Raw genomic sequence first — 24,863 nt, 5'->3', positions numbered from 1 at the left:
GGACGCGCTACTCGACCCGGTCGCTCAGCCGTTCCCGCATCCGGCGGGCATCGTCGGTCGTCGGCGGCGATGCGGCGTTGCCCCAGGCGTTGCGGATGTAAGTCGTGACCGCGGCCACCTGCGCGTCATCCATCCGCCAGCCGAAGGCCGGCATGGCGGGCGAGGTCGGGGCATGCGGAGAATAAGCCGCCCGCGTGCCTTGCAGGACGACCCGCAGAACGGTTTCGGTTCCGTCCTGCTGCACCACTTGGCTGCCGGCCAGCCGCGGAAAGATGCCCGGCACGCCCGCGCCGTCCCGCCGGTGGCAGGCCATGCAACGGTCCAGGTAGAGCGCCTCGCCCGCGCGCATCCGGGAGTCATCCGCGGCCAGCGCGGCCGGGGGGGCGGCCGGGGCAGCGCGCCGGGGCTGTTCGCGCAAGTAGACGGCCATGGCGCGGAGGTCGGCCTCCGTCATCAGGGAGGTGGAGTACTGCACCACCTCCGCCATCGGGCCCGACGCGGCGCTGCGCGTGTTCCGTCCCTCCCGAAGGTACTGCACGATCTCCTCCACCGACCAGGCGCCGATCCCCGTGCGCTCGTCGCCCGTGATGCTCGGCGCGTACCAGCCCTGGATCGGGCCGCCCGCGAGGTGGAGGGAGTCGCGATCGCCGCCCAGCCGGTTCTTCGGCGTGTGGCAGGCACCGCAATGGCCCAGCCCTTCCACGAGATAGGCGCCACGGTTGAATTCGGCGGAGCGCGCGGGATCGGGCCGGTACTCTCCGGGCTCGAAGAAGAGCATGTTCCAGCCGATCATCGCGGCGCGGATGTCCAGCGGGAAGGGCAGCGCGTTGCGATCCACCGCGTTGCGCACCGGCTCCAGCGTGCGGAGAAAGGCGTAGATTGCGTTCGAATCCTCCCGCGTGACGCGGGTATAGTAGTTGTAGGGAAAGGCGGGGTAGAGCCGGTCCCCGTTCGCCCGCACGCCGTGGTGCATGGCGCGGTAGAACTGATCCTCCGACCAGGAGCCGATGCCCGTCTCCCGGTCCGGGGTGATGTTGGCGGCCAGGATGTTGCCGAAGGGCGTCTCAATGGCGCGGCCGCCCGCGAAGGCAGAGCCTCCGGTCGGGACGTTCCCGACCGCCGTGCCCTGGACGAGATGGCAGGCCACGCAGTCGCCCACCGTGACGAGGTAGCGCCCGCGCTCCACCGCGTCGTAGTTGTCCGGCGCCGCGTAGAGCTTGGCTCCGAGAAAGAGTGCGGCGAGGCCGGCCGCCCCCGCGATCCAGCGGCGCTTCATGCCTGCACCAGCGGCTGGCCGGGGTTCTTCAGATACTGGTCCCGGATGGCGTCGGCCGCCCAGTAGGCGAGGGCCCCCACTGTGCCGGTCGGGTTGTAGCCGGCATTCTGCGGGAAGGCGGAGGCGCCGAAGACGAAGACGTTGGGCACGTCCCAGCTCTGCAGGTACTTGTTGATGGCGCTGGTGCGGGGATTGTCGCCCATGATCGCGCCTCCGGTGTTGTGGGTGGTCTGATAGGGAACGACGCTCCAGGGACCGCGACGGCGGTTCACGATGCTCTGCTTCGCGCCCATGGCGCGCATGATCGGCTCCATCTTGTCGGTGACGTAGTCGGACATGCGCCGCTCATTGTCGTGGTAGTCGAAGGTCATCCGCAGCAGCGGGCGGCCGAGCCGGTCCTTGTAAGTGGGATCGAGGTCCAGATAGGCGTCGCGATAGGACATGACGCTGCCCTGGCTGCCGACGTTGCAGACGCGCAGGTAGTTGTCCGCCGTCGCCTTCTTCCACGCCTTGCCCCAGCGCGGCGTGCCGGGTGGAATGGGGCGGGCGGAGATCGGGCGGGCGTTGGTCGTGGTGCAGTTGATGTTCGCCCCACCGACGAAGTTCAGCCCGGTGTGGTCGAAATCGTCGCCGTTGTAGTCGTCGCAGGTCATGCCGAGCGCGCCGGCGCCGGCCCACTGGTTGAAGATCTGATCGTCGAAGAAGCCGTTGATCGAGGTGTTGCACTGGTAGGCGTAGTTCTTGCCCACCACGCCCTCTCCGGTGTTCGGGTCGTAGGGTTGCCCGATGCCGGAGTAGAGCATCATCCGCACATTCCAGAGCTGGTAGGCGCAGAGCAGCACAAGCTCTGCCGGCTGTTCCCACTCCTGACCCTGGGCGTCCACATAGACCACGCCGGTCGCGCGCTTGCGGTCCGGCGAGAGGAGGACGCGGACCACCTCGCACTCCGTCCGCGCCTCGAAGCCGGGGTGTCGCATCAGGACGGGCAGCACGGTCGTCTGCGGGGAGGACTTGGAGTAGTTCGCGCAGCCGAACCGCTCGCAGAAGCCACAATAGGTGCAGGGCGCGAGCGTCACGCCGAGCGGGTTGGTATAGGGCTCCGACATGTTGGCAGAGGGGAGCGGGAAGGGGTGCATCCCCAGCTCCGTCGTCGCGCGGGTGAACAGGTTCTGCGCATGCGACATGTCCATGGCGCGCGTGGGGTAGGGGCGTGAGCGCTGCCCCTCGAAGGGATTGCCGCCGGGCTGGATCTCGCCCCGCAGGTTCCCCGCCTTGCCAGAGATGCCGCAGAGATACTCGAAGCGGTCGTAATAGGGCTCCAGCTCGTCATAGCTGATGCCCCAGTCCTGGATGGAGTGGTTCTCGGGGAAGATCCCCTCCCCGTAGCGCTCGCGGTAGTGGCTGCGGATGTTGAAGTCACTCGGCAGGAAGCGCCATGTATGACCGTTCCAGTGCACGCCGGCCCCGCCGACGCCGTTGCCGGGCAGGAAGCTGCCCCAGCGGCGGATGGGCAGCGCGGTCTGGCTGAGATTGTTCCGCGCGGTGACGGTGTCCTGGGAGGTGCGCTGGAAGAGCTCGCCGCGGATGTGGTAGCGCAGCTCGTCGGGTGCGGTGCCGATGTTGAAGTCGGTGGCGGTGTCGCGCCAGGGGCCGCGCTCAATGGCCACCACCTGCATCCCGGCCTTCACCAACTCGTGGCCGAGGATCGCGCCCGTCCAGCCGAGCCCGATGATCACCACGTCCTTCGCGGGAAGCCGGCGCATCAGCGGCGCCCCCCGGCAACCACCCATTCCGGCCGTCCGGTCAGGGCGACGGGGGGCAGGGTGTAGCGCGTGTTGGGGCGCGCGATGACATCCCGGTAGTCGTAGCGCGTGCCAGGAAATCCGATCAGCTTCCAGCCGACCATGTCGCGGTTGCCGCCATAGATGGGATCACCGAAGAAGCCCTCCATCGTGTTCTGGAAGAGCAGGTCGAAGATCGCGGCGCCGCCCAGGCCGGGCAGCTTCACCTCGCCGCGTTCAAGGGCGGTCAACAGCCGGTCCAGCTCCTCTCCCGGAAGCTGCGCGACGCTGCGGCCGCCCATGTTCTGCCGGACATGCCCTGCGAGGGCAGCGAGCCCTTCCCGATAGGCTTGGGCAGGCGTCTGGGGCGACTGGAAGCCCTGCTGCGGCAGGGCGCCTTCTGGAAAGGGGCCCTGCATGTACACGCCGTCGGCCCGACCATAGGGACCGGCAAGCTGGCGATCGATGAAGATGGCGCAGCCCGCTTCCTTCCCGCCGGGCCCGAGTTCGTCGGCCGGGATGAGACGGTCGACAACGGCTTCGACCGTCGCTGCTTCCTCCGCCGTGAAGAAGAGCCAAGGTCCCGGACGCGCAGTCTCGGGCGGATACACCTCGCCGGGCGACCAGGGGAGCGTCTCCCGGATCGTGGCGGCGCTCGCCGCCACAGAAAGTCCGGCCAAGGCTGTGGTGGCGGCGAGAAAACGGCGTCGCGAGAGGCGCCCGTCACCATGCATTCATCGTACTCCCGTCAGGCGAGCGCCCGTCCGAGCCATGCAACGCGCCGACGCCGCGCCGGTGCAAGAGTGGGGAGGCCCTTCCGTCATGGATTGCGTGTCATATCCGGGAAAGAATGCAGAAGAATGCTGCGCGGCCGCGCCTTCGCGAGGCATCACCCCACGAATCACGAGTATGTGCCTGCCGCGATCTCAGGCGCCGGGCGCCGCCGGATCAGCGAGACCCGCGAAGCTCAGTGGGGTGCGGAGTCGGGCTGGACGTGCTGCCACGAGGTTCAATCATCAGGTCGACCAGGATCGACGGTACGCGGCCGCGCGCATCACCTCAGAACGAAGAAACGGGGGCGAGGCCACGCCTTCACCCCCGGTCGATGATCAGGCTAGGCCGGCCAGCACCTTTGCCGTGGCACCGCTGATGTCGCCGAGCTTTTCACCCGCGGTGCAGCGGGCCTGGGTCTTCAGGCCGCGCTCCTGGCGGGCGATGGCCTCGCGCGCCTCCGCCTCGGCTTCGGCGGGCGGCAGCACGAGGACGCCACTCTCGTCGCAGAGCACCGCATCGCCCGGCATCACCACCACGCCACCGATCGACACCGGCACGTTCATCCGCCCGCCCAGGTCGTAGATGCGCGTCGTGATCGGCGCGAGGCCGCGGCACCAGAGCGGGAAGTCGGAGGCCTCCACCTCCTCGATGTCGGTGCAGGCACCGTCCACCACGCCGGCCTTGCAGCCGGCGGCCTTGGCGGCGACGGTCACGCCGCCGCCCCAGCAGGCGTGACGGTCATCGCCCAAGCGGTCCACTACGAGCACGTCGCCCGGCCGCAGCAGGCCGAGGGCGTGGTGCAGCAGGGTGGAGTCCGGGCCGGGGATCTGCACGGTGACGGCCGTCCCGGCCACCCGCTTGCGCAACAGCCCCTGCACCTTGCGGTCCACGAAGCCGTAGTGGCGCCAGTGGCCGACGGTGGCCGTCTCGGTCTTCTCCAGCAGGGCGACGACCTCGCTGCTCAGCGGGGCCGGCATCGGCTCGACAACGTATTTCGGCATGGCGTTCTCCTTCTATCTGCGCGACCGCCGGGGTGGATTCACGGATGGACTGATCGCGCGACCTGGGGTCAGCCCCGACCGCCGATGGTGCGGCGCAGGCCGATAGCCCGCTCCATCACCAGCACCAGGACGAGGGTGAAGAGGATAAGCAGCACGGAGATGGCCGCGACCTGCGGATCCGTGCGCCGCTCCACATAATGGTACAGCGCGACCGGCAGCGTGTTGAGCTGCGGGCCGACGACGAAGAGGGTGATCACCACCTCGTCAAAGGAGACGAGGAAGGAGATGGCACCGGCCGCCACCACGCCGCGCGCCATCAGCGGCAGGGTGATGCGGCGGAACACGGTGCCGGGCGGGGCGCCGAGGCTGGCTGCGGCATCCTCCACGGCCGGGGGAAGCGTTGCCAATGCCGTGCCGAGGACGCGGATGGCGTAGGGCAGGGTGATCAGCAGGTGCGCCAGGACAAGCCCCGGCCACTGCCCAATCAACCGGAGCTGCACGAAGATGATGAGGAGCGCGAGGCCCAGCACGATGCTCGGCAGAAGGAGCGGCGCGGTGAGCAGGGCGCTCATGGCTTCCCGTCCCGGATAGCGGCCGCGGTTCAGGGCATAGGCGGCCGCGCCGCCGATCGTCAGGGACAGGGCGGTCACGATGGAAGCGAGGACGAGGCTGTTCCGCAGCGCCGCCGCCATCTCCGCATCCTGCAGGATCGCGGCGTACCAGCGTGTGCTCCAGGAGGGCGGCGGCCAGACGAGACTGTTGGCGCCGGAGAAGGACATCGGGATCACCATGATCACCGGCGCCAGCAGGTAGATGAACATCAGGACGACGAGGATCAGAAAGCCGATCCGGCCGGGGGAGAGGCGGCTCATGCGACGCGCCGCTCGATCGCGGCGGCCATGCGGCCGTACACCAGCAGCGTCGCGCCGAAGAGGACGAGAACCACCACCGAGAGCGCGGCCGCGAGCGGCCAGTTCAGCGTGACGATGGCCTGGTCGTAGATTTCGGTCGCCAGCAGCGTGACGCGGCCGCCGCCGAGGAGCTTCGGCGTGACGAAGCTGCTCACCGATAGGACGAAGGCGAGCAGGCAGCCCAGCAGGATGCCCGGCAGCGTCAGCGGCAGCACGATCCGGCGGAAGACGGTGAAGGGCGGGGCGCCGAGGCTGGCCGCCGCATCCTCCAGCCCCTGATCCAGCCGGGCGAAGCCCGCGAGGAGCGAGAGGATCATATAGGGCATGAAAATCTCGCCGAGGCCGATGATCACGCCGGTACCGTTGAAGACGAGACGCGGCACCTCCGTCATGCCGAGGGAGCGCAGGAAGCTCGGGATAAGGCCGCCGTCGCCAAGGATGAGCAGCCAGCCATAGGTGCGCACCACGGCCGAGAGCAGCAGGGGCGAGATGCAGGCGATGATCAGCGCGTTGCGCCAGCGGTCCGGTGCCCGGTGGATGAAGAGCGCGATCGGGTAGCCGCAGACAAGGGCGATGCCGGTGACAGTCAGGGCAAGGGTGATCGAACTGAAGAGGATCTCCGGGTAGTAGCTGTCCTCCGTCAGGCTCAACCAGGTTGCCGCGGTGACCTCCGTCCCGATGGAGCCGCCCGCGCTGCCCTCATAGAGCGAGAGGGTGGCGAGGTTCAGCACGGGCCAGAGGAAAGTGAGGAGGTTCACGGCAACCGCCGGGATCAGCAGCAGCGGCAACACGCCGATGCCGGAGCCCGGCCGGGAGGCGGTGCCGCTCATGCCGTAGCGTCCGCCGGGAAGACGAGCAGGTCGTCCTCCCGCCACGCCAATTCCACCGTCTCGCCAGGGCGGGGAGCGGGCAGGTCGCCCAGTGTGTGGCGTTCGACCGTGAGGATGGTGCCGCCGACCTCGGCCTCGATGATCAGCACATCGCCGACGAAAATGGTGCGGCGGACCGCGGCCTTGACGACGGTCCAGTGGGCGCGGTCGTCGCGTTCCGCGGCCAGGCGGATGCGGTGGGGGCGCAGCATGGCCACGGCCGGTCCGGCCGGCCCGGCGGACGTGCCCAGGCGGAAGCCGTCCAGCATGACCGCGCCGTCCGCGGCCCTCTGTGCCCTGATCCGATTGATCCGGCCCACGAAGCCGGCGACGAAGGCGTTCGCCGGCCGCTCATAGATGTCGGTCGGGGCGCCAAGCTGCTCCAGCCGCCCGGCATGCATCAGGGCGATGCTGTCACAGATGGCCAGCGCCTCCGCCTGGTCATGCGTGACGAAGACGGCGGTGATGCCGAGGCGCTTCTGGATGTCGCGGATCTCGACCCGCATTTCCTCCCGCAGATTGGCGTCGAGGTTCGACAGCGGCTCGTCCAGCAGCAGGATGCTCGGCTCGACAATCAGCGCGCGCGCCAGCGCGACGCGCTGCTGCTGTCCGCCGGAGAGCTGGCGGGGGCGGCGGTCCTCGAAGCCGGGTAGACGGACCATCTCCAGCGCGCGCCGGACGCGGGGCGTGATCTCCGCGCGGGGGACACCGCGCATCTCCAGGCCGAAGGCGAGGTTCTCCGCCACCGTCATGTGCGGGAAGAGCGCGTAGTTCTGGAAGACGATGCCCATGTCCCGACGGTGCGGGGGAAGGGGGGTGATGTCCTTCCCGGCAACGAGGATGCGCCCGCCCGAGGAGGGCAGCAGACCCCCGATCATTCGCAGCGTCGTCGTCTTGCCGCAGCCCGAGGGGCCGAGCATGCCCAGCAACTCGCCCTGGCGGACCTGGAGCGACAGCGCCTCGACAGCCGGCGGGCCGGCGCCGAAGCGCTTCTCCAGCCCGTCCAGGACGAGATGCGCCTGAGTCGAATCCCCCATCAGCGGGCGGCGGTCAGCACCCGGCGGCGCCACTGCTCGTTGATGCGGTCGCGGATGCGGGCCACCTCCAGCCAGTTCACCGGCAACCAGGCGGCGCGCTGCTCCTGGGAGGCGATGCGCGACGCCGCCTCGGGGCTGAGGGTCACCTTCGTGTTCACCGGTCCATAGTACATGCGCTCGGCGAAGGCGCCCTGCGCCTCGGCGCCGAGGGCATAGGCGATGAAGGCCTTCGCCGCGTCAGACTGCGCCGCGCCCTTCACGAGGTTGATCGTGTTCAGGATGGCCACCGACCCTTCCTTCGGGACGATCCCCTCGATCTGCCCGGGATTGGCCTTGGCGTAGAGCTGGGCGCGCGCGTTCCACCCGTATCCGAGGGAGGAGGTGCCGTTGACGATGAAGGCGTAGGAATCCGGCTTCGGGTCGAAGTTGAGGACATTCGGGGCCATCTGCGCGACCGAGGCGATGCCGCGGTCGATGCTGCGCATGTAGTCGCGTTCCCCCTCCATCATGTTCGCCAGCAGGACGATGGAGATGCCACCCAGGTCCGGCACGCCCGCGAAGGCGACCTTGCCACGGTAGCGCGGGTCCCATAGTACGCGCCAGGAGTCCGGCCGCGGCTGCACCCGCTCTGGGGAGAAGGTGAGGGCGAGGTGGTCGAAGGTGACGGCCGGGCTGGGCACGCCGGCGGGGAAGGCGCGTTCCTGATCCAGTTCGGCCAGGACGGGCATCGAATCGCGCGGGATGGGCTCGAACAACCCTTCATCCGTCGCGGCCTTGGCGAAGGTGAGGTCGAACAGCACCGCATCGATCTGTGGCGCGGCCTTCTGCGCGCGCAACGTGCCGAGCATCTGTGCCGAGTTCGGCATGCCGAAGTAGTTGATGCGGATGCCGGGGTGAGAGCGCAGGAAGGGCTCGACCACCGCCGCCCGATAATTCTCCTCGAAGACGCCACTATAGGCCGCGAGGGTGAAGGTCCGGTCCTGCGCGATGGCGGGCCGGACGAAGGGCGCGGCGAGCAGGCCGCCGGCGAGGCCGAGTTGGCGGCGGGAGATCGGCATGGCGGGGCTCCTCAGGATTCGGCGCGGCCGGCGCGCGTCTCGGGGACGATGACGTAGACCCGGCCGTCCACGGTCTCCGTCTGGTACTGGCGGAGGCCAGGGCCCTTGGGCCAGAACAGCTCTGCACCGGTGTCCAGGTCGTACTCGTAGCCGTGCCAGGGGCAGGCGACGATCTCATTGTGCCGGTCGTAGTTCAGTTCGCCCACCCCGGAGGGCATCCAGGTGCCGCCGACGATCCCCTTGCAGATGTCGGCGGCCTTGTGCGGGCAGCGGTCGCGGATGGCGCGCACCTCGCCGTTGCGAAGGCGGATCACACCGATGCGGCGCGTGCCGGCCGTTACCATGGTGAAGCGGCCGGCCACGATCCCCTCGGCCGGGCCGGCATCCACGCGGGTCGTGCGGCGGGCGCGGGTCTCGGTCACGCTCATCAGAGGCGCAGCGCCCGGCGCGGATTGTCGAAAAAGATCTTCTGCCGCGATTCCGGGGAGAGGAAGCGGAGCGTGGCCCCTGGCATGTCGTTGTCCCAGTGCGGGTAGTCCGAGGAGAAGCAAAGCACGTCGTCGCCCACCATGGAGATCAGCTTCTCGAGGTCCCGGTTGTCGTCCGGCTCATCCACGGGTTGAGTGGTGAAGAAGAAGCGGGAATGGATCGTCTCGCTCGGCGGCTGCTTGATCCAGGGGACCTCGTGCCGCAGACCGCGCCAGATCCGGTCCATCCGCCACATCAGCGGCAGGATCCAAAGGAATCCAAACTCCGCGAAGACGAAGCGAAGGCGCGGGAAGCGCTCCAGCGTGCCGCTGAAGATGAGATTGCGGACGCTGGATTCGGCAAGCTGCGGCATGGCCAGATAGCGGTCGATATAGGAATCGAAGGTGCCGGCGGTGATCTGCGGCGTGCCGGCGATGAGGCTCTCGATCCCCGTGACGTGCTCGTAGATCGGCAGGTCCATCTCCTGCGCGGCCTCGTAGATCGGCCAGTACCAGCGGTTGCCCATCTGGATGTTCAGAAGGGGCAGGGAGATGGCGGAGACCTGCGGGTGTTTCCCGACGCGCCGGATCTCCTCCGCCGCGGCCTGCGGGTCCTGCACCGGCACGGTGGGGGCGTAGCGCAGGCGGGAGTCCAGCGGCAGCCATTCCTGCAGGAAGAAGTCGTTGTAGGCGCGGCCGATAACGATGCTCTCCTCCACTTGGGAGAGGGCGGCCATCACGGCACCGGCCTGGATGCAGTTCAGCAGCGCGATGTTCACGCCGTTGCCGTCCAGCAGGTCGGCGATGAGGTAGTGCGGATCGGAGCCGGCGATGCCACCCTTCGGGCCGCGCGCATCCATGCGGGGCACGCTGCCGTTCGGGTGCTGGAAACGTAGCGGCACGCCCGAGGTGCCGGTCAGATTCGAGCCTTTCCGGCGAAAGCGCTCGTTCCAGGCCTCCGGCATGTAGCGCATCAGCGTCTCCATGCCGCCCGGAACGATCGGGTGCACATCGCAGTCGATGATGCCGGTCGTGGCGCGGTTCATGACGGCGTCAACCGGCCCGGGCGCGAGGTCCATGCGACCAGCCTCCTTCAACCTGTACGCCGGCAGCCTGGCCGCGCGGCGGGGCGGGAGCCTATGTCCAGCCGGCGGACGCGACAACCGCCTATGAAACAGCATTACGCCTCTGCGACAGCAATCCTGCCCATCCGCGCGGCAGGCCGGTGCAGCAAATGCCCGGGAAAGGAGCCGAGTTCGCGCTACGTAACCCTACCCATAGGGCAATCTCGTTATGCGTTCCGTTCATTGACGCGCTGCATCATCCCTTTCTACGATCCCGCGCTATCAGGCGGAGTGCGGTGCCATGCCCTTGCCCGGACCACTGGGTGCGACGCTGGGACGGCGGAGGGCGCTGGGGTTGGCTGTCGGAGCTGCCGCCGGACTCGCGGCGCCGCCGATCGTCGCGCAGACGCCGGATACGCTGACTGTGAATGCCTATGGCGGCGAGTTCCAGGACGTCTTCCTGCCCACCGTGGTGCGCCCCTTCGAGCAGAAGTTCGGCGTGCGCGTCATCTATGATGATGCCGGAACGGCCGCCGAGGATTACGCGCGCATCCGCGCCTCCCGCGGCGCACCCGGTTTCGACGTGGCGGCGGAGCTGACACCGCCGGAGATCATCCTTGGCGCGCGCGAGCGGCTGCTGGAGCCCCTGACGGAGCGCGAGGTGCCGAACCTCCGCCACGTCTGGGCCAAGAGCAAGGAGATCATCCCGGCGAACGGGATCGTCCACACCTATCAGTACACCGCCCTGATCTGGAACAAGGCGCGGATCGACAAGCCCGCCTCCTGGAGGGACTACTGGGCGCCCGGAGACCGCTACGGCGAGGCCATCCGAGGCCATGTCATCAACTTCAACCCCGGCAATCTGCTCTCGGTGTACGCGCTGATCATGGCCGCGAAGCTCGGCGGCGGCGGCGTGGACAACATGGACCCGGCCTGGGCCCTGCTGCGCGCGCAGAAGCCCTGGGTCGGGACGGTGGTGACGACCTCCGCCCAGGCCGCGCCGTATTTCGAGAACGGGCAGGTCTGGATCGCGCCCTATTGGAGCGCGCGCTCCGTCTTCTACCGCGACGCCGGCCACCCGATCGATCTGACCATCCCGTCCGAGGGCACGATCGGCCTCGGCAATTGCGCCGGCATTCCGGTGGGCGCGCGGAACAAGCGCCTGGCCTTCGAGTTCCTGAATTTCCGCCTCGACCCCGACGTGCAGCGCGCCTTCTCGCTCAGCTACAAGTCCTCGCCCGGGCGGCCGGACATCACGGATTGGCCGGCCGACTTCGCCTCGGCCCAGATCACCACCGAAGCGCAGATGCGCGGTATCGAGTTCCCGGACAGCGAGGTGATCGCCCGCCGCCGCCGCGACTGGACCCTGCGCTGGCAGGAGGTCATGGGAACCTGACCGCGTCCGTCAATGGCGGGCGCGGCTGGCTGCTCGTCGTGCTCCCCTGCGCTTTCCTGCTCGTCTTCTTCGTCCTGCCGACGGCCTATCTCTTCTCGGCCAGCGTGCTGATCTCCGACGGAATGATCCCGCAGGACGATCCGACGCTGGACAACTTCCGGCTGCTGCTCGGGCGTCCGCTCTACCAGTGGGCGATCCTGCGGACCTTCGTGATCGGGGCGGCGGTCGGCGGGCTGGTCGTGCTGCTCTCCTATCCCGTGGCCTACTTCCTGGTGAGGACCACCTCCCGCTGGAAGGGGCTGCTGATCGCCGTCTCGCTCTCGCCGCTGCTGGCCAGCGTGATCGTGCGGACCTATGGCTGGTACGTCATCCTCAACCAGGACGGCGCGCTGAATAGCCTGCTCCTCTGGGCGGGCGCCATTGAGCAGCCGCTGCGGATGCTGCCCTCCTCCACCGCCATCGTGCTCGGCCTGGCGCACGCGCTGTTGCCCTATGGCGTGCTCTCCATCATGACCTCCCTCAACGCCGTGAACCCGGCGCTGGAGCGGGCCTCGATGAGCCTCGGCGCGACGCGCTGGCGGACTTTCCTGAACGTCACCCTGCCGCTGACCCTGCCGGGGATCGCGGGCGGCTTCATTCTCGCCTTCTCCATCGCGATCAGCGCCTATGCGACGCCCGCCATCCTCGGCGGCCCGGCGACGGAGACAATGGCGACGTTGATCCGGAACTTCATGCTCGGGTTGCTGGACTGGGGGCTGGGATCGGCGATGGGGGTGATCCTGCTGACCAGTTCGCTCGTGCTGCTCCTGCTGTCCAGCCTTCTCACCGGCCGGGCGCGGACGTCGTGAACGCCGACCGCACGCCATGGCCCTGGATCGGCCTCCGCGCCGCCGTGGCGGCGGTCTTCATTTTCATCCTGGCGCCCATCCTCATCACGGCCGCCGTGTCCTTCAACGGCAGCCCGCGCTCCGTTTTTCCGCCCGAGGGCTTCTCCCTCCGCTGGTGGGGAGAGGCCTTCTCGCTCCGCTGGGTGGAGCCGATGCTGTTCAGTCTGAAGCTCGCCCTCATGGCGGCCCTGTGCAGCGCGGCCATCGGCACGCCCCTGGCCTTCGCGCTGGTGCGCGGCACCTTCCGTGGCAAGACGCTGGTGGAGATGCTGGTGGCAGGGCCGCTGGTGCTGCCCAGCCTCGTCACCGGGATCGGGCTGCTGCAGATGCTGCACGCCTTTGGAATGGGAGGGCTGGTCGGCTTCTGGGGGCTGCTGATCGGCCATGTGGTGATCTGCCTGCCCTTCTCCGTCCGGACCGTCGCCGTGTCGCTGAAGGGCATGCCGGGCAGCCTGGAGCCCGCGGCGGCCAGCCTCGGCGCGCCGCCCTGGCGCGTGCTGCGCGAGGTGACACTGCCCGTCATCAGCGGCGGCGTCTTCGCGGGCACGGCCTTCTCCTTCGTGCACTCCTTCACGGACGTGAACCTCTCCCTCTTCCTCGCCAGCCCGGGGGAGAAGCCGGTGACGGTCGCCATCCTCGCCTTCCTGGAATTCGGCTTCGCGCCGACGCTCGCGGCGGTGTCCATGCTCAGCCTCTTCATCCCGCTGGCCGTGATCGCGGCGCTGGAGCGCTTCGTGCCGATCGGCGACTTCCTCTATGCGGAAGGCGGGGGGCGCCGCGGTGGCTGATCCGGCGCTGCGCCTGCGCGGCCTGGAGCGCCGCTTCGGCAACCACCTCGCCGTGGCCGGGATTGACCTGGACGTGGCGCCTGGCGAGTTCGTGACCCTGCTCGGCCCCTCCGGCTGCGGGAAGACGACGACGCTGAACCTCATTGCCGGCTTCATCCAGCCCTCGGCGGGCAGCATCGCCCTGGCGGGGCAGGAGGTGGCGGGGCTGCCGCCCTTCCGGCGGGACCTGGGCGTGGTGTTCCAGGATTACGCACTCTTCCCCCACATGACCGTGGCCGAGAATGTCGGCTTCGGCCTGCGGATGCGCGGCGTGCCGCGGGCGGAGATCGTGACGCGCGTGACGGAAGCGCTCGGCATGGTGCGCCTGGAAGGTCTCGGCGCCCGCCGCCCCGGCCAGCTGTCCGGCGGCCAGCGGCAGCGCGTGGCGCTGGCCCGCGCGCTGGTGATCCGCCCGCGCATGCTGCTGCTGGACGAGCCACTGTCGAATCTCGACCTCAAGCTGCGGGAGGAGATGCGGCTGGAGATCACCGCCCTCCAGCGCCGCCTGGGGATCGCGACAGTCTTCGTCACCCATGACCAGGGTGAGGCTCTGGCCATGTCGGACCGCATCGCCGTCATGCGCGCCGGCCGGATCGAGCAGATCGGCGCTCCGACCAAGATCTATGCCCGCCCGGCCACGCGATTCGTCGCCGAGTTCATCGGCAGCATCAACATCCTGTCCGGCATCTCGGAGGGACCAGGGGCGCTGCCCGGGACGGTGCTGGTGCGCACGGGGCTCGGCCTCGTGACCGCCACCACCGACCGCCCGCTCCCATCCGGCACGACGTTGGAGTTGGCGGTTCGACCGGAACGGATGCTGCTGGGCGACGCGGCCCCGCAGCCCGGCGATACGATGCTGCGCGCGCGGGTGGAAACGGCGGTCTATGTCGGCGCCCGGACCGAGCTGCGCCTGGCCGCGCCCGGTGGGATCGCCCTGATCGCCGAGGCCACGGACCCCCCGGGCCAGGGCTTCGCCGTGCCCGGCGCGGAGATCGCCGTCACGATCCGCGCCACCGACCTCCGCGCCCTGCCGGGCGCCGCCACATCAGGGAAGGAGTAGCCATGTTCCGCGTCGGAGACCTGCCGGAGCCCATCGCGCCGGAGAAGCTGGCGAAGCTCGCAGAGTGCGAGACGGCCACGATCGGCCACTTCCTGCACAGCCAGTTCATGGACCCGCAGCTCGGCGCCGTGATCCCGGAGCGCCGCGTGGCCGGCACCGCCGTGACGGTGCTGGTCCCGCCCGTGGACGCGACGATCATGCACTACGCGATCGGCCACGCCCGGCCCGGTGACTTCATGGTGGTGGACCGCGCCGGCGACCACCGCCATGCCTGCTGGGGCGGGGTGGTGGAGATCGCGGCCCACATCGCCGGCGTCGTCGGGGCCGTGGTGGACGGCGCCGCCACCGACTACGAGGAAATCCGCCGCACCGGCCTGCCGGTCTGGTGCCGCGGCCCGTCCCCCGTCACGGGCAAGCGCCTCGGCATCTCCGGCGCCTTCTGCGTGCCGGTGAGCTGCGGCGGCGTGATGGTGAACCCGGGTGACGCCATCCTGGCCGACGAGAGCGGCGTGGTCGTCATCCGCCCCGATCAGATCGACTGGGTGGTGGAGGAGGCGCTGCGCCGCCAGACCGCCGAGCCCGGCATCATCGCCCGCCTCCGCGCGGGGGAGAAGCTGCACATGATCACCGGCGCCGGCGCGCAGGTGGAGGCGGCGCTGAAGCGGGTCTGAGGTCGCGAGGGCGCCCTCGGGAAGAAGGCGAAGCCACTCCCCAGGGTCACCGGCGAGAGCTCAAGCCGCGAGCTGCGGCACGTCGCCTTCCAGCGTCGTCCGGTGCATGCGGCGGGTATAACGGCTGCTCTCGAAGGGCGTGGCGCAGTGCTGGGTGCAGCGGTTGTCCCAGAGCACGGCGTCGCCCGGAAGCCAGCGGTGGCGGTATACGCGCTCCGGCGCCTGGGCGAACTTCACGAGGTGGTCGATCAGCGCCTTGCCCTCGGCCTCCTCCATGCCCTCGATCTCCACGGCCCAGCGGCCGATGTAGAGGGCCGTGCGGCCGGTGCGCGGATGGCGTCGGGCGATGGGGTGCCAGACATCGGGGCGGTCCAGCTTCTGCTGCTCGGTCAGGGCGGGCAGGTGGGGGTAGTGGACGTGGTGCAGCGTGACCCGGCTGAAGCGGGCGCGGCGGCCGGCGACCTTCGCCTTGATGTCGTCCGGCAGCGCGTCCCAGGCGCCGTACATGTCGGCGAAGAGCGTGTCGCCGCCCTCCGGCGGAACCTGGATCGCGTAGAGGAAGGAGCCGGCGTTGGGGATCGCCTTGTCCTCCCCGTCGGAGTGGAAGCCCATGCCGGCGTCCTTCAGGCCGACGGGCTTGCCGCCCTCCTCGGCGTTGCCGACGACGAAGACCTCGGGGTGGCCCTCCAGGTTGAAGTGCATCGGCGTCATGATGTGCAGCGGACCCAGCCGCCGGGTGAAGGCGATGTGCTGCTCCGCCGTCATGGACAGGTCGCGGAAGACGAGGATGCCGTGGCGGAGCCAGGCCTCCTCCACCGTACCGAAATCCGCCTCGGAGAACTCGAGGGTGGGCGGGGCACCAACGACCTCGGCGCCGAAGGGGCTGAGGGGGCGGATGGTGAACTCGGCCATGGCTCTCTCCCGACGCTGCGCCGGTGAGATTACCCACCGGCGCGCCGCCCGCAATGCGAAGTCGCGTCAGGCCGCGGCCACCTGCGGCGCCGCCGCGCCCAGCTCGGCCAGGGCGCTGTCCAGGCCCTTTCGGAAGCGGGCGAGCAGCTCGGCCACCTCGTCCCGCGTGATGACCAGGGGCGGGGTGAAGGCGATTCGGTCGCCGATCGCGCGCACGATCAAGCCGTTCGCTTCGCAGTGCTTCTGCACGGACAGCCCGGCCTTGCGGGACGGGGCAAAGGGCTCGCGCGTCGCCTTGTCGGCCACGATCTCCACGCCGGCGATCAGGCCGACGCCGCGCGCATCGCCCACCAGCGGGTGGCGCTCCAGCGCATCCAGCCCCTCCAGGAAGGCCGGGGAGACCGAGCGGACATGGTTCACCATGTCCCGCTCCTCGTAGATCGCGAGCGTCTCCAGAGCGACGACGCAGGCGACGGGGTGCGCGCCATAGGTGAAGCCGTGGCCGAAGCTGCCGTTGCGCTTGCTGCCCTCCATAAGCGCATCGTGGATCCTGTCCGAGATGAGCGTCGCGGAGAGCGGTTGGTAGGCCGCGGTGAGCTGCTTCGCGCAGGTCAGGATGTCCGGTCGGATGCCGTAGGTGTCGCAGCCCCACATATTGCCGGTGCGCCCGAAGCCGCAGATCACCTCGTCCGCCACGAACAGGATGTCGTGCTTCTTCAGGATCGGCTGGATAAGGTCGAAATAGCCGCGGGGCGGGGTGATCGCGCCGCCGCCGCCCTGCACCGGCTCGGCGAAGAAGGCCGCGATGGTCTCGCCCCCCTCCCGCTCGATCAGCGCCTCCAGCTCCGCGGCCATGCGGGCGGAGAAGGCCTCCTCCGTCTCCCCGGGGTTGGAGAAGCGGTAGTAATTCGGGTTGGAGATGTGCAGGAAGCGGTCGGTCAGCGGCAGGTCGAAATCCGCGTGCATGTGCGGCTGCCCGGACAGCGAGGCGGCCGCGACCGTGTTGCCGTGATAGCCCCGGATGCGGCCGATGAGCTTCTTCTTGTTCGGCCGGCCGAGGACATTGTTGGTGTACCAGATCATCTTGATCGCGGCGTCGTTCGCCTCGGAGCCCGAGCACTGGAAGAGGACGTGGTTCAGCCCTTCCGGCGCGAGCGCGGTCAACTTCTCGGCCAGCCGCGCGGAGGGCTCGTGCCCCTTGCCGAAGAAGGTGTGGTAGTAGGGCAGGGTGAGGAGCTGCTTGTAGGCGGCCTCGGCCAGCCGCTTCTCGGAGAAGCCGAGGCTCGCGCACCAGAGGCCGGCCATGGCCTCGATGTATTCCTTCCCCTCGGTGTCCCAGACATGCACGCCCTCTCCGCGGGAGAGGATGACGGGGCCGTTCGCGGCCACGTCGTTCAGATCGGTCTGCTGGTGGACGTGGTGGGCGATGTCCACGGCGTGCAGGCTGTTGGGGCGCATGATCCGGAACTCCTTCAGGTGTCGCGAGTGAGGGTGTCCTGCGGGACGGCCGCGCGGCAGGGACGCGGCAACAGGCGGCCGGCCGGTCCCGATTCATCCCACACGGGGCCTCCGCGGGAAACCGGGATCAGGCCAGCAGCGACCAGGCGGCCCGCAGCGCGGTGAGCAGCGACAGGGCAGCGAAGCAGGCAAGGGCGATCCGGCGATAGGCGCCGGCCGTACCGCGCGCGAAGCCCCGCGCGCCCAGCGTGGTGCCGGCCAGCATGAGGGGCAGGGTGACCGGGACCAGCCAGAGCGCCCGCACCGCGCCGGGCAGGGCGGCCAGCCCGGTGACCAGTCCAGCCACGGCCGTGAAGGTGAAGAACATCATCATCGTCGCCCGCGCCGTGGCGGCGGGGATGGGCGAGGCGAGGTACAGCGCGATCACCGGCGGTCCCGGCATGGCCGCGAAGCCGTTGCACAATCCGGAAACCGTTCCCACCGCCGCGCTGGCCAAGGGTCCCGGCGCCCGGGTCAGGCTGCCGCCCCGGAGCATCAGCAGCGCCGCGCCGAGCACCGTGAGGGCGATCCCGACCCGGCCCCAGGCCGCCGGCAAGGCAGAGAGCAGCAGGACCCCGAGCGGCGTGGTCAGGATGGCGCCCGCCGCCATGGGCAGGAGGGACGACCAGTGCGCCTCCCGCCGCATGGTGCCGCGGAACAGCTCCACCACGCCAACCGAGACGGTGAGCGCCAGGACCAGCGGCACCGCTTCCGCCGGCGGGATGACGAGGCTGAGCAGCGGCACGCCCGCGATCGCGAAGCCGAAGCCCGTGTAGCCCCGCAGCAGCCCCGCCAGGAACACCGCCGCCGCAGCCCATGCGATGGGACCCGTTCCCTGCCAATCCAATGTTCGCTGTCTCCTTGTTCGGCCCGCTCCCGACATGGGGCAGCGTCCGGCCGAAGGTCACCGCCCGCTTCACTCGCCGCGACAACCTGTGCCGCAGGTGCACCTGACGCGAGCCGGGCTTGAAGTCGAGATCGAGCGCGCCCTGACGGTGGGCTGGAGGCCCATGCACTCCGCCCGGTCCCGCTCAGGCCAGTCTCCGCTGCAGCGAACCCTTGGCACGGTGCCTGCACGACTGCCTGCATGACCGATCCCGACCTCGCGCCGGAGGTGGCCCTCGCCGCCGGGCTGTTCGACGCGCTGCGCGCCGCAAGCCTCGACCTGCCCGGCGTCACCCGCGCCTCCTTCGGGCCGGGCGAGGCCGCGGCGCACGCCCTTGTCGCGGAGGCCGCGCGCCATGCGGGGCTGGAGGCGTCCTGCGACGCCGTCGGCACGCTGCGGATGGTGCTGCCCGGACGGGACCGGAACCTCCCCGCGGTCGCCATCGGCTCGCATCTCGACAGTGTGCCGCATGGTGGCAACTTCGATGGAGCGGCCGGGGTGATCATGGGCCTGGCCGCCGCGGCGCACCGGGCGCGGCGCGGCCTGCAGGGCGCGCGGGACCTGCTGGTCCTCGGCATCCGGGCGGAGGAGATGTGCTGGTTCCCTGCCCACTACCTCGGCAGCCGGGCCGCGCTCGGCCTGCTGCCCAGGGACGCTCCCGACACGCTGCGCCGTGCCGATACGGGCCGGACCCTGGCGGATCACATGGCGGAGCAGGGTCTGGACCCCGCCCCCATCCGCACGGGCCAGGCCACGCTGGGGCGCGAGCAAATCGCGGCCTTCCTGGAACCGCATATCGAGCAGGGCCCGGCCCTGGTCGCGGCCGGCCTGCCCGTCGCCGTCGTCACGGGCATCCGCGGTAGCCTGCGCTATCCCCGCGCAACCGTGCTTGGAGAATACGCCCATGCCGGCGCCGTGCCGCGTGCCCACCGCCGCGATGCGGCCCTGGCCGCCGTGGCCCTAATCGCGGCCCTGGACGCGCGCTGGCAGCGGCTGGAGGAGGAAGGCGCCGACCTCGTCGTCACCGCGGGCATCCTGGCCACCGATCCCGCGCACCACGCGCCGACGAAGATCCCGGGCCATCTCAGCTTCAGTCTGGACATCCGGTCCGAGGATGCGGGGCTGCTGGCCGAGACCGATTCCTGGCTGCACGAGGAAGCGGCGCGGCTGGAGGCGGCGCGGGGCGTGCGCTTCGACTTCGGTCCTGCCACGCACGCGGCGCCGGCCCGGATGGACCCGGGCCTGCGCGCCGTGCTGCGCGAGGCGGCGTCCCGGGCCGGCGTGCCGGTGCGGGAGATGGCGTCCGGTGCCGGTCATGACTGCGCGACCTTCGCGGGGCTCGGGATACCCTCCGCTATGCTGTTCCTGCGCAACGCCCACGGGAGCCACAACCCGGAGGAGGCGATGGAGATGGCCGATTTCGCCGCCGGTCTCGCCGTGCTGTCGGGGGCGCTCGAGGCGCTTCTGGCGTGAAGGGGCCGGACGCCCGTCGGCGGCGAACCCTTCCGCCGGCCAAGGCAACGCCCGCTGGCGGCACCGAGGCGCCGCGCGAATGCATGACCGCGCTGGACATCCCCGCGCGATCTGCGGTCTTCATGGGCTCCGGCGCCGCTGCAGGCGGTGAGGAGCGCGTGGACGTGGAACCTTTCCCGACGGATCGGACATCATGAGCTACCAGGTGCGCCGCGACTTCCGCGGCTACGGCGCGAACCCGCCCGATCCGAAATGGCCCGGTGGGGCGCGCATCGCTGTCAACTTCGTCCTGAACTACGAGGAAGGTTCCGAGCCCTCCGTCGAGGATGGCGAGAATTTCTCGGAGTTCCGGCTGACCGAGGCCCTCGGTCCCGGCCAGATCCCGGAGGGGCGCGACCTCGGGGCCGAGAGCATGTTCGAGTACGGCTCCCGCGTCGGTTTCTGGCGAATCATGCGGCTGTTCCAGGAACGCGGCCTGCCGATGACCGTATTCGGCTGCGCCCTGGCGCTGGAGCGCAACCCGGAAGCGGCCGCCGCTATCCGGCAGGCCGGCTACGACGTCTGCTGCCACGGCTGGCGCTGGGTGAAGCATTTCGAGCTGGCGGAGGCCGAGGAGCGCGAGCACATCCGCCGCGCCATCGAATCGCTCGAGCGCACGGTTGGCCATCGCCCGGACGGCTGGTACTGCCGCTACGCACCCTCGGTGAACACGCGGCGCCTGCTCGTGGAGGAGGGCGGCTTCGTCTACGACAGCGACTCCTACGCCGATGAGCTGCCCTGGTGGGTGACGGTGGAGGGCAGGGGCCATCTCGTCGTGCCCTATTCCCTGACCCACAACGATACGAAGTTCGGGGGCTCGGTCGGCACCGCCGATGACTGGTTCGCCTTCGTCCGGGACGGCTTCGACATGCTCTATGCGGAGGGCGCTGCGGCGCCGAAGATGATGTCGATCGGGCTGCACATGCGGCTGACCGGCCATCCCGCCCGCGCCGCAGGCCTGGCCCGCCTGCTGGATCATATGGGAAAGTACGATGGCGTCTGGGTCACGCGGCGCATCGACATCGCCCGCCATTGGATTGCCACCCATCCCTATCCGGGCCACGGGCTGAACGAGGCGCCATGATGCGCCGCATCCGCCTGGGCATGCTCACGCCGTCCTCGAACACGGTGCTGGAACCGGTGACATGCGCGATGATCGCCGGCCTGCCGGAGGTCTCCGCCCATTTCGGCCGCTTCCACGTGACGGAGATCGCGCTGTCGGACAGCGCCCTCGCCCAGTTCGACGACGCGCCGATCCTGGCCGCGGCGGAACTGCTCGCCCACGCGAAGGTGGACGTGATCGCCTGGAACGGCACCTCCTCCGGCTGGCTCGGCTTCGAGGCGGACGCGGCGCTGTGCCGCCGAATAGCGGAGGCGACGGGCATCCCCGCGACAAGCTCGATGCTCGCGCTCAATGAGGTTCTCGCGCGCACCGGGGTCCGACGTCTCGGCCTCGCCACACCTTATACCGGGGACGTGCAGGCGCGCATCGTCGCGAACTACGCCGCGCTCGGCCATTCCTGCGATGCGGAGCGGCATCTCGGCCTCCGGGACAACTTCTCCTTCTCCGAGGTGGGTGACGAGGAAATGTGGGAGATGGTGCGGGCGGTGGCCTCGGTGCGGCCGGACGCGCTGGCGGTGGTCTGCACCAACCTGCGCGCGGCACCGCTGACGGCGGCGATGGAGGCAGAGCTCGGATTGCCCGTCTACGACACGGTGGCGACCGCGGTGTGGAAGAGCCTCCTCCTAGCCGGCGTGGATGCCCGGCGCGTGACAGGGTGGGGAAGCCTGTTCCAACTGGCCTAGGCTCTATGGCGGGTACGCGGATGGTGTTGGTCCCGGGCCACGCCTGGGTTTCACTTCCGGCCGGAACGCGGATTGGGCCAGCCAAGTCGAAGGGCTTGCGGCAAACTCTCCGTCCCGCTCCTCCAGGTCCGTCCCGGTGCCCGCTTCATCGACACCCCCTCTCCCCTACCCGAGCCGACCCCGGCAGATCGCAAGGACGCTCGTCGCCCTCCTGGCCCTCGGCTTGTCAGGCTGCGCCGGAGACTCCACCACCCTTATGACCCGGGGGGAGGGTGGCCGCGGTTATGGCGGAAGCGGCGACTACGGCTACGACGTGAGCGCGTCCCGGGCGGCAGCCAGGGCCTATCGGGCCCGCTCGACCCGGCGGGACTACCGCGTCCCCGGACCGCCGCATGACCCCTGGGGGCCGCATGTCCGCCAGGCGGCGGCGCGCTTCCAGGTCCCCGAGCGTTGGATCCGCGAGATCATGCGCCAGGAGAGCGGTGGCCGCCTCTATGACGCCCGCGGGCTGCCGATCACCTCGCCCGTCGGGGCCATGGGGCTGATGCAGGTCATGCCGGAGACCTATGACGTGCTCCAGGCCCGCCACGGGCTGGGCAACGATCCCTATGAGCCGCGCGACAACATTCTCGCCGGCGCGGCTTACATCCGGGAGATGTACGAGCGCTTCGGCGCCCCCGGCTTCGTCGCCGCCTACAATGCCGGTCCGGATCGCGTGGACGGCTATCTCTCCGGCGCGCAGATCTTACCCGACGAGACCATCAACTACCTCGCGAACGTGGCGCCACGGCTGGGGCGCGAGGTGCCGATGACCGGGCCGATGGCGGACTACGCCGGGGGCATCCTGCCGGCCTCCGCCCGGACCGACGTGGGCGGCTTTGGTGCCTTCCGCGACGGTGGCGTCGTCCCGGCCGCGGACGACCCGTCAAGCCGGGCCTTCGAGGGCGGGGGTCTGGTCACCCCGGGCGCGCCGACCGGAGCGGCCCCGTGAGGGGCTGAGCGGCTCCGGCCCGGGGGCAACAGCGCCAACGGGATACCCCGGCACGACGGGGTGACCGGTGATGTCCGGGAACACGTGGCGGCCTGTCGGGGACGCGGGCCACTCATCCCCGACACGTCAGGGCGCGGCGTCCACCTCGGGCAGCCACGCCCAGGGACGCCGGGCGCGGTCCGCGGCCATGAACGCGTCGATGGCCCCCGCGTGGCTGAGCGTCAGGTCCACATCCGTCCAGCCATTCAGGAGCTTCGTGCGCCACACCGGGTCGATGGAGAACTTCCAGCTCCGGCCGCCGGCCGTCACCTCGCAGGCCTCTAGGTCGACCGTCACCTCCCGGCCGCCGCTCTCCAGCCAGGCGAGGATCGCCTCGATCGCCTCCTCCTCCAGCCGGGCCGGGAGGAGACCGTTGTTCACCGCGTTGCTGCTGAAGATGTCGCCGAAGCTCGGCGCCAGCACGCAGCGGAAGCCGTGGTCGGACAGCGCATAGGCCGCCGCCTCCCGCGAGGAGCCGCTACCGAAGTTACGGCGGGCGACGAGGATGGCGGCGCCGGCCCGCTCTGGCCGGTTCAGCGGGAAATCGGGACGGGGTTGGCCGTCCGCGTCCAGCCGCAGGTCGTAAAGCAGGAAATCGCCGTAGCCGGCGCTGCGCGGTCGGCTCATGAAGCGAGCGGGGATGAGCTGGTCCGTGTCGACGTTCGCCAAGGGCAGCGGGCAGGCGGTGGCGGTGAGAAGGCGGAAGGGCTGCATCAGGCGCGCCCTTCCAGCAGGGGGCGGACATCGGCCAGGTGCCCGGTCACGGCCGCGGCCGCCACCATGGCCGGCGACATCAGATGGGTTCGCGCCCCCTTGCCCTGCCGTCCCTTGAAGTTCCGGTTGGTCGTGGAGGCGCAGCGCTCCCCGGCTGGCACGAGGTCGCCGTTCATGCCCACGCACATGGAGCAGCCGGACTCCACCCACTCCAGCCCCGCTTCCCGGAAGATGCGGTCGAGACCTTCCTCCTCGGCCTGCCGCTTCACCGGCGTGGAGCCGGGGGAGACAAGGCCGGGCACGCGCGCCCGGCGGCCCGCTAGCACGGCCGCGGCCGCCCGCAGATCCTCGATCCGGGCATTCGTGCAGGACCCGATGAAGACGCGGTCCACCGCCACCTCGGACAGCTTCTGTCCCGGGCGCAGGCCCATGTAGTCCAGCCCGTCCTGGATCTGCGCGGCGCGGGCCGGATCGGCGGCGCGGGCGGGGTCGGGCAGGGTGGCGGTGATGGGCAGCGCGTCCTCCGGGCTGACGCCCCAGGTGACGATGGGCGCGATCTCCGCCGCATCCAGCGCCAGCTCCCGATCGAAGGCGGCATCGGCGTCGCTGTGCAGCGCCAGCCAGGCCTCGGCGGCGCGATCGAAGGCGGCGCCCTGGGGTGCGAAGGGGCGCCCGCGCACGAAGTCGATCGTGGTCGCGTCCGGCGCCACCATCCCGCAGCGCGCGCCGGATTCGATCGAGAGGTTGCAGAGCGTCAGCCGCCCTTCCATCGAGAGCGCGCGCACCGCCGAGCCCGCATACTCCAGCGCATGGCCCTGCGCGCCATCGGCGCCGATGCGCGCGATGATCGAGAGCGCGACATCCTTCGCGCCGATCCCCGGGCCGAGCGTGCCGTCCACCGCGATGCGCATGCGCCGCGGCCGGCGCTGCCACAACGTCTGCGTCAGCAGCACATGCGCCACTTCGGAGGCGCCGATGCCGAAGGCGATCGCGCCGAAGGCCCCGTGGGTGGAGGTGTGGCTATCCCCGCAGACGATCGTCAGGCCCGGCAGGGTCAGCCCCTGCTCCGGGCCGACCACGTGCACGATGCCCTGCCGCGGATCGTCCAGGCCGAACAGGCGCAGCCCGTGCTTCACCGCATGGTCGGTCAGTTGCTGGACCATGCGGCGGATCGTGTCGTCGGCGATGGCCCCGCCGCGGCCGCGCGTGGGGGCATAATGGTCGGCCACGCCGATGTTCTGGGTCGGGCGCGCCACCGACGCGCCGCGCGCCTTCAGCTGGTTGAAGGCGTGGTGCGATCCCTCATGGAAGAAGTGCCGGTCGATCTGGAGAAGGGCCTGCCCATCCTCCCGCGTCAGGATGATGTGGTCGTCCCACACCTTGTCGAACAGCGCGCGCGGCGTTCCTGCGACCATGCCCGTCCCCGA

Annotated in this window: 24 protein-coding genes; 9 read left to right on the top strand and 15 right to left on the bottom strand. The window is 70.1% G+C overall.

The window, feature by feature from the left end; translation table 11 throughout:
- Nucleotides 1–7 precede the first annotated feature (7 nt).
- The 10 genes from ACP6CK_RS09640 to ACP6CK_RS09595 form a co-directional block, all read right to left on the bottom strand.
- Nucleotides 8–1,276, bottom strand: a complete 1,269-nt coding sequence (locus ACP6CK_RS09640) for a c-type cytochrome (protein ID WP_426958671.1) — start codon at nucleotides 1,274–1,276, stop codon at nucleotides 8–10.
- A complete protein-coding gene (locus ACP6CK_RS09635; RefSeq protein WP_426958670.1) occupies nucleotides 1,273–3,039 on the bottom strand; it encodes a GMC family oxidoreductase in 1,767 nt (588 codons plus the stop codon). The genes ACP6CK_RS09640 and ACP6CK_RS09635 overlap by 4 nt, the downstream gene beginning before the upstream one ends.
- Entirely contained in the window at nucleotides 3,039–3,722 is a 684-nt protein-coding gene (locus tag ACP6CK_RS09630; RefSeq protein WP_426958669.1) for a gluconate 2-dehydrogenase subunit 3 family protein, read from the bottom strand. Before ACP6CK_RS09630 ends, ACP6CK_RS09635 begins: the two co-directional genes overlap by 1 nt.
- Before the next feature lie 444 nt (nucleotides 3,723–4,166).
- On the bottom strand, nucleotides 4,167–4,832 hold the full coding sequence (locus ACP6CK_RS09625) for an RraA family protein (protein ID WP_426958668.1): 666 nt from the start codon (nucleotides 4,830–4,832) through the stop codon (nucleotides 4,167–4,169).
- Nucleotides 4,833–4,900: 68 nt separating this feature from the next.
- A complete protein-coding gene (locus ACP6CK_RS09620) occupies nucleotides 4,901–5,704 on the bottom strand; it encodes an ABC transporter permease (protein ID WP_426958667.1) in 804 nt (267 codons plus the stop codon).
- Nucleotides 5,701–6,573 carry an ABC transporter permease gene (locus ACP6CK_RS09615; RefSeq protein ID WP_426958666.1) on the bottom strand — a complete coding sequence of 291 codons (873 nt, stop codon included), beginning with the start codon at nucleotides 6,571–6,573 and terminating at the stop codon, nucleotides 5,701–5,703. Before ACP6CK_RS09615 ends, ACP6CK_RS09620 begins: the two co-directional genes overlap by 4 nt.
- Nucleotides 6,570–7,649 carry an ABC transporter ATP-binding protein gene (locus tag ACP6CK_RS09610; protein WP_426958665.1) on the bottom strand — a complete coding sequence of 360 codons (1,080 nt, stop codon included), beginning with the start codon at nucleotides 7,647–7,649 and terminating at the stop codon, nucleotides 6,570–6,572. The genes ACP6CK_RS09615 and ACP6CK_RS09610 overlap by 4 nt, the downstream gene beginning before the upstream one ends.
- Nucleotides 7,649–8,707, bottom strand: a complete 1,059-nt coding sequence (locus ACP6CK_RS09605) for an extracellular solute-binding protein (RefSeq protein WP_426958664.1) — start codon at nucleotides 8,705–8,707, stop codon at nucleotides 7,649–7,651. Before ACP6CK_RS09605 ends, ACP6CK_RS09610 begins: the two co-directional genes overlap by 1 nt.
- An 11-nt stretch (nucleotides 8,708–8,718) precedes the next feature.
- Nucleotides 8,719–9,135, bottom strand: a complete 417-nt coding sequence (locus ACP6CK_RS09600; RefSeq protein ID WP_426958663.1) for a Rieske (2Fe-2S) protein — start codon at nucleotides 9,133–9,135, stop codon at nucleotides 8,719–8,721.
- Nucleotides 9,135–10,253: an amidohydrolase family protein gene (locus ACP6CK_RS09595; RefSeq protein ID WP_426958662.1), complete on the bottom strand. Its 1,119-nt coding sequence runs from the start codon at nucleotides 10,251–10,253 to the stop codon at nucleotides 9,135–9,137. The genes ACP6CK_RS09600 and ACP6CK_RS09595 overlap by 1 nt, the downstream gene beginning before the upstream one ends.
- A 340-nt stretch (nucleotides 10,254–10,593) precedes the next feature.
- Between ACP6CK_RS09595 and ACP6CK_RS09590 the strand changes: the two genes are divergently transcribed.
- From ACP6CK_RS09590 to ACP6CK_RS09570, 5 genes are read left to right on the top strand one after another with little or no spacing between them, the layout of a single operon-like run.
- Nucleotides 10,594–11,634 carry an extracellular solute-binding protein gene (locus ACP6CK_RS09590; protein WP_426958661.1) on the top strand — a complete coding sequence of 347 codons (1,041 nt, stop codon included), beginning with the start codon at nucleotides 10,594–10,596 and terminating at the stop codon, nucleotides 11,632–11,634.
- 38 nt (nucleotides 11,635–11,672) lie between these two features.
- Nucleotides 11,673–12,482, top strand: coding sequence for an ABC transporter permease (locus tag ACP6CK_RS09585; protein WP_426958660.1), 810 nt, complete (start codon nucleotides 11,673–11,675; stop codon nucleotides 12,480–12,482).
- Nucleotides 12,479–13,309: an ABC transporter permease gene (locus tag ACP6CK_RS09580; protein ID WP_426958659.1), complete on the top strand. Its 831-nt coding sequence runs from the start codon at nucleotides 12,479–12,481 to the stop codon at nucleotides 13,307–13,309. Before ACP6CK_RS09585 ends, ACP6CK_RS09580 begins: the two co-directional genes overlap by 4 nt.
- On the top strand, nucleotides 13,278–14,408 hold the full coding sequence (locus ACP6CK_RS09575) for an ABC transporter ATP-binding protein (RefSeq protein WP_426958658.1): 1,131 nt from the start codon (nucleotides 13,278–13,280) through the stop codon (nucleotides 14,406–14,408). The genes ACP6CK_RS09580 and ACP6CK_RS09575 overlap by 32 nt, the downstream gene beginning before the upstream one ends.
- 2 nt (nucleotides 14,409–14,410) lie before the next feature.
- Nucleotides 14,411–15,079 (top strand): RraA family protein, encoded by a 669-nt coding sequence (locus ACP6CK_RS09570; RefSeq protein ID WP_426958657.1) that lies wholly within the window; start codon nucleotides 14,411–14,413, stop codon nucleotides 15,077–15,079.
- A 60-nt stretch (nucleotides 15,080–15,139) separates the two neighbouring features.
- Here ACP6CK_RS09570 and ACP6CK_RS09565 read toward each other — a convergent pair whose 3' ends face one another.
- The 3 genes from ACP6CK_RS09565 to ACP6CK_RS09555 form a co-directional block, all read right to left on the bottom strand.
- Nucleotides 15,140–15,991, bottom strand: coding sequence for a TauD/TfdA dioxygenase family protein (locus ACP6CK_RS09565; protein ID WP_426958656.1), 852 nt, complete (start codon nucleotides 15,989–15,991; stop codon nucleotides 15,140–15,142).
- A 66-nt stretch (nucleotides 15,992–16,057) separates the two neighbouring features.
- Nucleotides 16,058–17,449: an aminotransferase gene (locus ACP6CK_RS09560; protein WP_426958655.1), complete on the bottom strand. Its 1,392-nt coding sequence runs from the start codon at nucleotides 17,447–17,449 to the stop codon at nucleotides 16,058–16,060.
- Nucleotides 17,450–17,576: 127 nt separating this feature from the next.
- On the bottom strand, nucleotides 17,577–18,335 hold the full coding sequence (locus ACP6CK_RS09555; RefSeq protein ID WP_426958654.1) for a sulfite exporter TauE/SafE family protein: 759 nt from the start codon (nucleotides 18,333–18,335) through the stop codon (nucleotides 17,577–17,579).
- Between the two features lie 240 nt (nucleotides 18,336–18,575).
- Between ACP6CK_RS09555 and ACP6CK_RS09550 the strand changes: the two genes are divergently transcribed.
- The 4 genes from ACP6CK_RS09550 to ACP6CK_RS09535 all read left to right on the top strand — a co-directional run bounded on the left by ACP6CK_RS09550 (nucleotide 18,576) and on the right by ACP6CK_RS09535 (nucleotide 22,683).
- Nucleotides 18,576–19,847 (top strand): hydantoinase/carbamoylase family amidase, encoded by a 1,272-nt coding sequence (locus ACP6CK_RS09550; RefSeq protein ID WP_426958653.1) that lies wholly within the window; start codon nucleotides 18,576–18,578, stop codon nucleotides 19,845–19,847.
- Between the two features lie 193 nt (nucleotides 19,848–20,040).
- Nucleotides 20,041–20,970 (top strand): allantoinase PuuE, encoded by a 930-nt coding sequence (locus tag ACP6CK_RS09545; RefSeq protein WP_426958652.1) that lies wholly within the window; start codon nucleotides 20,041–20,043, stop codon nucleotides 20,968–20,970.
- Nucleotides 20,967–21,692, top strand: coding sequence for a maleate cis-trans isomerase family protein (locus ACP6CK_RS09540; RefSeq protein ID WP_426958651.1), 726 nt, complete (start codon nucleotides 20,967–20,969; stop codon nucleotides 21,690–21,692). Before ACP6CK_RS09545 ends, ACP6CK_RS09540 begins: the two co-directional genes overlap by 4 nt.
- A 256-nt stretch (nucleotides 21,693–21,948) precedes the next feature.
- The gene (locus ACP6CK_RS09535) at nucleotides 21,949–22,683 is read left to right on the top strand and encodes a lytic transglycosylase domain-containing protein (protein WP_426958650.1); all 735 of its coding nucleotides are present in this window, start codon (nucleotides 21,949–21,951) and stop codon (nucleotides 22,681–22,683) included.
- Nucleotides 22,684–22,809: 126 nt separating this feature from the next.
- Here ACP6CK_RS09535 and leuD read toward each other — a convergent pair whose 3' ends face one another.
- Together leuD and leuC are read right to left on the bottom strand one after the other, a co-directional pair.
- A complete protein-coding gene (gene leuD, locus ACP6CK_RS09530) occupies nucleotides 22,810–23,436 on the bottom strand; it encodes a 3-isopropylmalate dehydratase small subunit (RefSeq protein WP_426958649.1) in 627 nt (208 codons plus the stop codon).
- Nucleotides 23,436–24,851, bottom strand: a complete 1,416-nt coding sequence (gene leuC / locus ACP6CK_RS09525; protein WP_426958648.1) for a 3-isopropylmalate dehydratase large subunit — start codon at nucleotides 24,849–24,851, stop codon at nucleotides 23,436–23,438. Before leuC ends, leuD begins: the two co-directional genes overlap by 1 nt.
- Between the last annotated feature and the right edge of the window lie 12 nt (nucleotides 24,852–24,863).

This window comes from Muricoccus radiodurans (genome assembly GCF_050154705.1).
In the GTDB taxonomy this organism is placed as follows: domain Bacteria; phylum Pseudomonadota; class Alphaproteobacteria; order Acetobacterales; family Acetobacteraceae; genus Roseomonas; species Roseomonas radiodurans.
Note: the sequence above shows the minus strand (reverse complement) of the source record. Positions and strands in the feature narration are given on the sequence as shown.

Coding starts and splice junctions, on each gene's coding strand:
- ACP6CK_RS09560 (WP_426958655.1), bottom strand. CDS start 17,449: ATGCGCCCCAACAGCCTGCACGCCGTGGACATCGCCCACCACGTCCAC.
- ACP6CK_RS09570 (WP_426958657.1), top strand. CDS start 14,411: ATGTTCCGCGTCGGAGACCTGCCGGAGCCCATCGCGCCGGAGAAGCTG.
- leuC (WP_426958648.1), bottom strand. CDS start 24,851: ATGGTCGCAGGAACGCCGCGCGCGCTGTTCGACAAGGTGTGGGACGAC.
- ACP6CK_RS09565 (WP_426958656.1), bottom strand. CDS start 15,991: ATGGCCGAGTTCACCATCCGCCCCCTCAGCCCCTTCGGCGCCGAGGTC.
- leuD (WP_426958649.1), bottom strand. CDS start 23,436: ATGCAGCCCTTCCGCCTTCTCACCGCCACCGCCTGCCCGCTGCCCTTG.
- ACP6CK_RS09545 (WP_426958652.1), top strand. CDS start 20,041: ATGAGCTACCAGGTGCGCCGCGACTTCCGCGGCTACGGCGCGAACCCG.
- ACP6CK_RS09605 (WP_426958664.1), bottom strand. CDS start 8,707: ATGCCGATCTCCCGCCGCCAACTCGGCCTCGCCGGCGGCCTGCTCGCC.
- ACP6CK_RS09615 (WP_426958666.1), bottom strand. CDS start 6,573: ATGAGCGGCACCGCCTCCCGGCCGGGCTCCGGCATCGGCGTGTTGCCG.
- ACP6CK_RS09540 (WP_426958651.1), top strand. CDS start 20,967: ATGATGCGCCGCATCCGCCTGGGCATGCTCACGCCGTCCTCGAACACG.
- ACP6CK_RS09620 (WP_426958667.1), bottom strand. CDS start 5,704: ATGAGCCGCCTCTCCCCCGGCCGGATCGGCTTTCTGATCCTCGTCGTC.
- ACP6CK_RS09535 (WP_426958650.1), top strand. CDS start 21,949: ATGACCCGGGGGGAGGGTGGCCGCGGTTATGGCGGAAGCGGCGACTAC.
- ACP6CK_RS09600 (WP_426958663.1), bottom strand. CDS start 9,135: ATGAGCGTGACCGAGACCCGCGCCCGCCGCACGACCCGCGTGGATGCC.
- ACP6CK_RS09635 (WP_426958670.1), bottom strand. CDS start 3,039: ATGCGCCGGCTTCCCGCGAAGGACGTGGTGATCATCGGGCTCGGCTGG.
- ACP6CK_RS09625 (WP_426958668.1), bottom strand. CDS start 4,832: ATGCCGAAATACGTTGTCGAGCCGATGCCGGCCCCGCTGAGCAGCGAG.
- ACP6CK_RS09640 (WP_426958671.1), bottom strand. CDS start 1,276: ATGAAGCGCCGCTGGATCGCGGGGGCGGCCGGCCTCGCCGCACTCTTT.
- ACP6CK_RS09610 (WP_426958665.1), bottom strand. CDS start 7,649: ATGGGGGATTCGACTCAGGCGCATCTCGTCCTGGACGGGCTGGAGAAG.
- ACP6CK_RS09550 (WP_426958653.1), top strand. CDS start 18,576: ATGACCGATCCCGACCTCGCGCCGGAGGTGGCCCTCGCCGCCGGGCTG.
- ACP6CK_RS09575 (WP_426958658.1), top strand. CDS start 13,278: ATGCGGAAGGCGGGGGGCGCCGCGGTGGCTGATCCGGCGCTGCGCCTG.
- ACP6CK_RS09595 (WP_426958662.1), bottom strand. CDS start 10,253: ATGGACCTCGCGCCCGGGCCGGTTGACGCCGTCATGAACCGCGCCACG.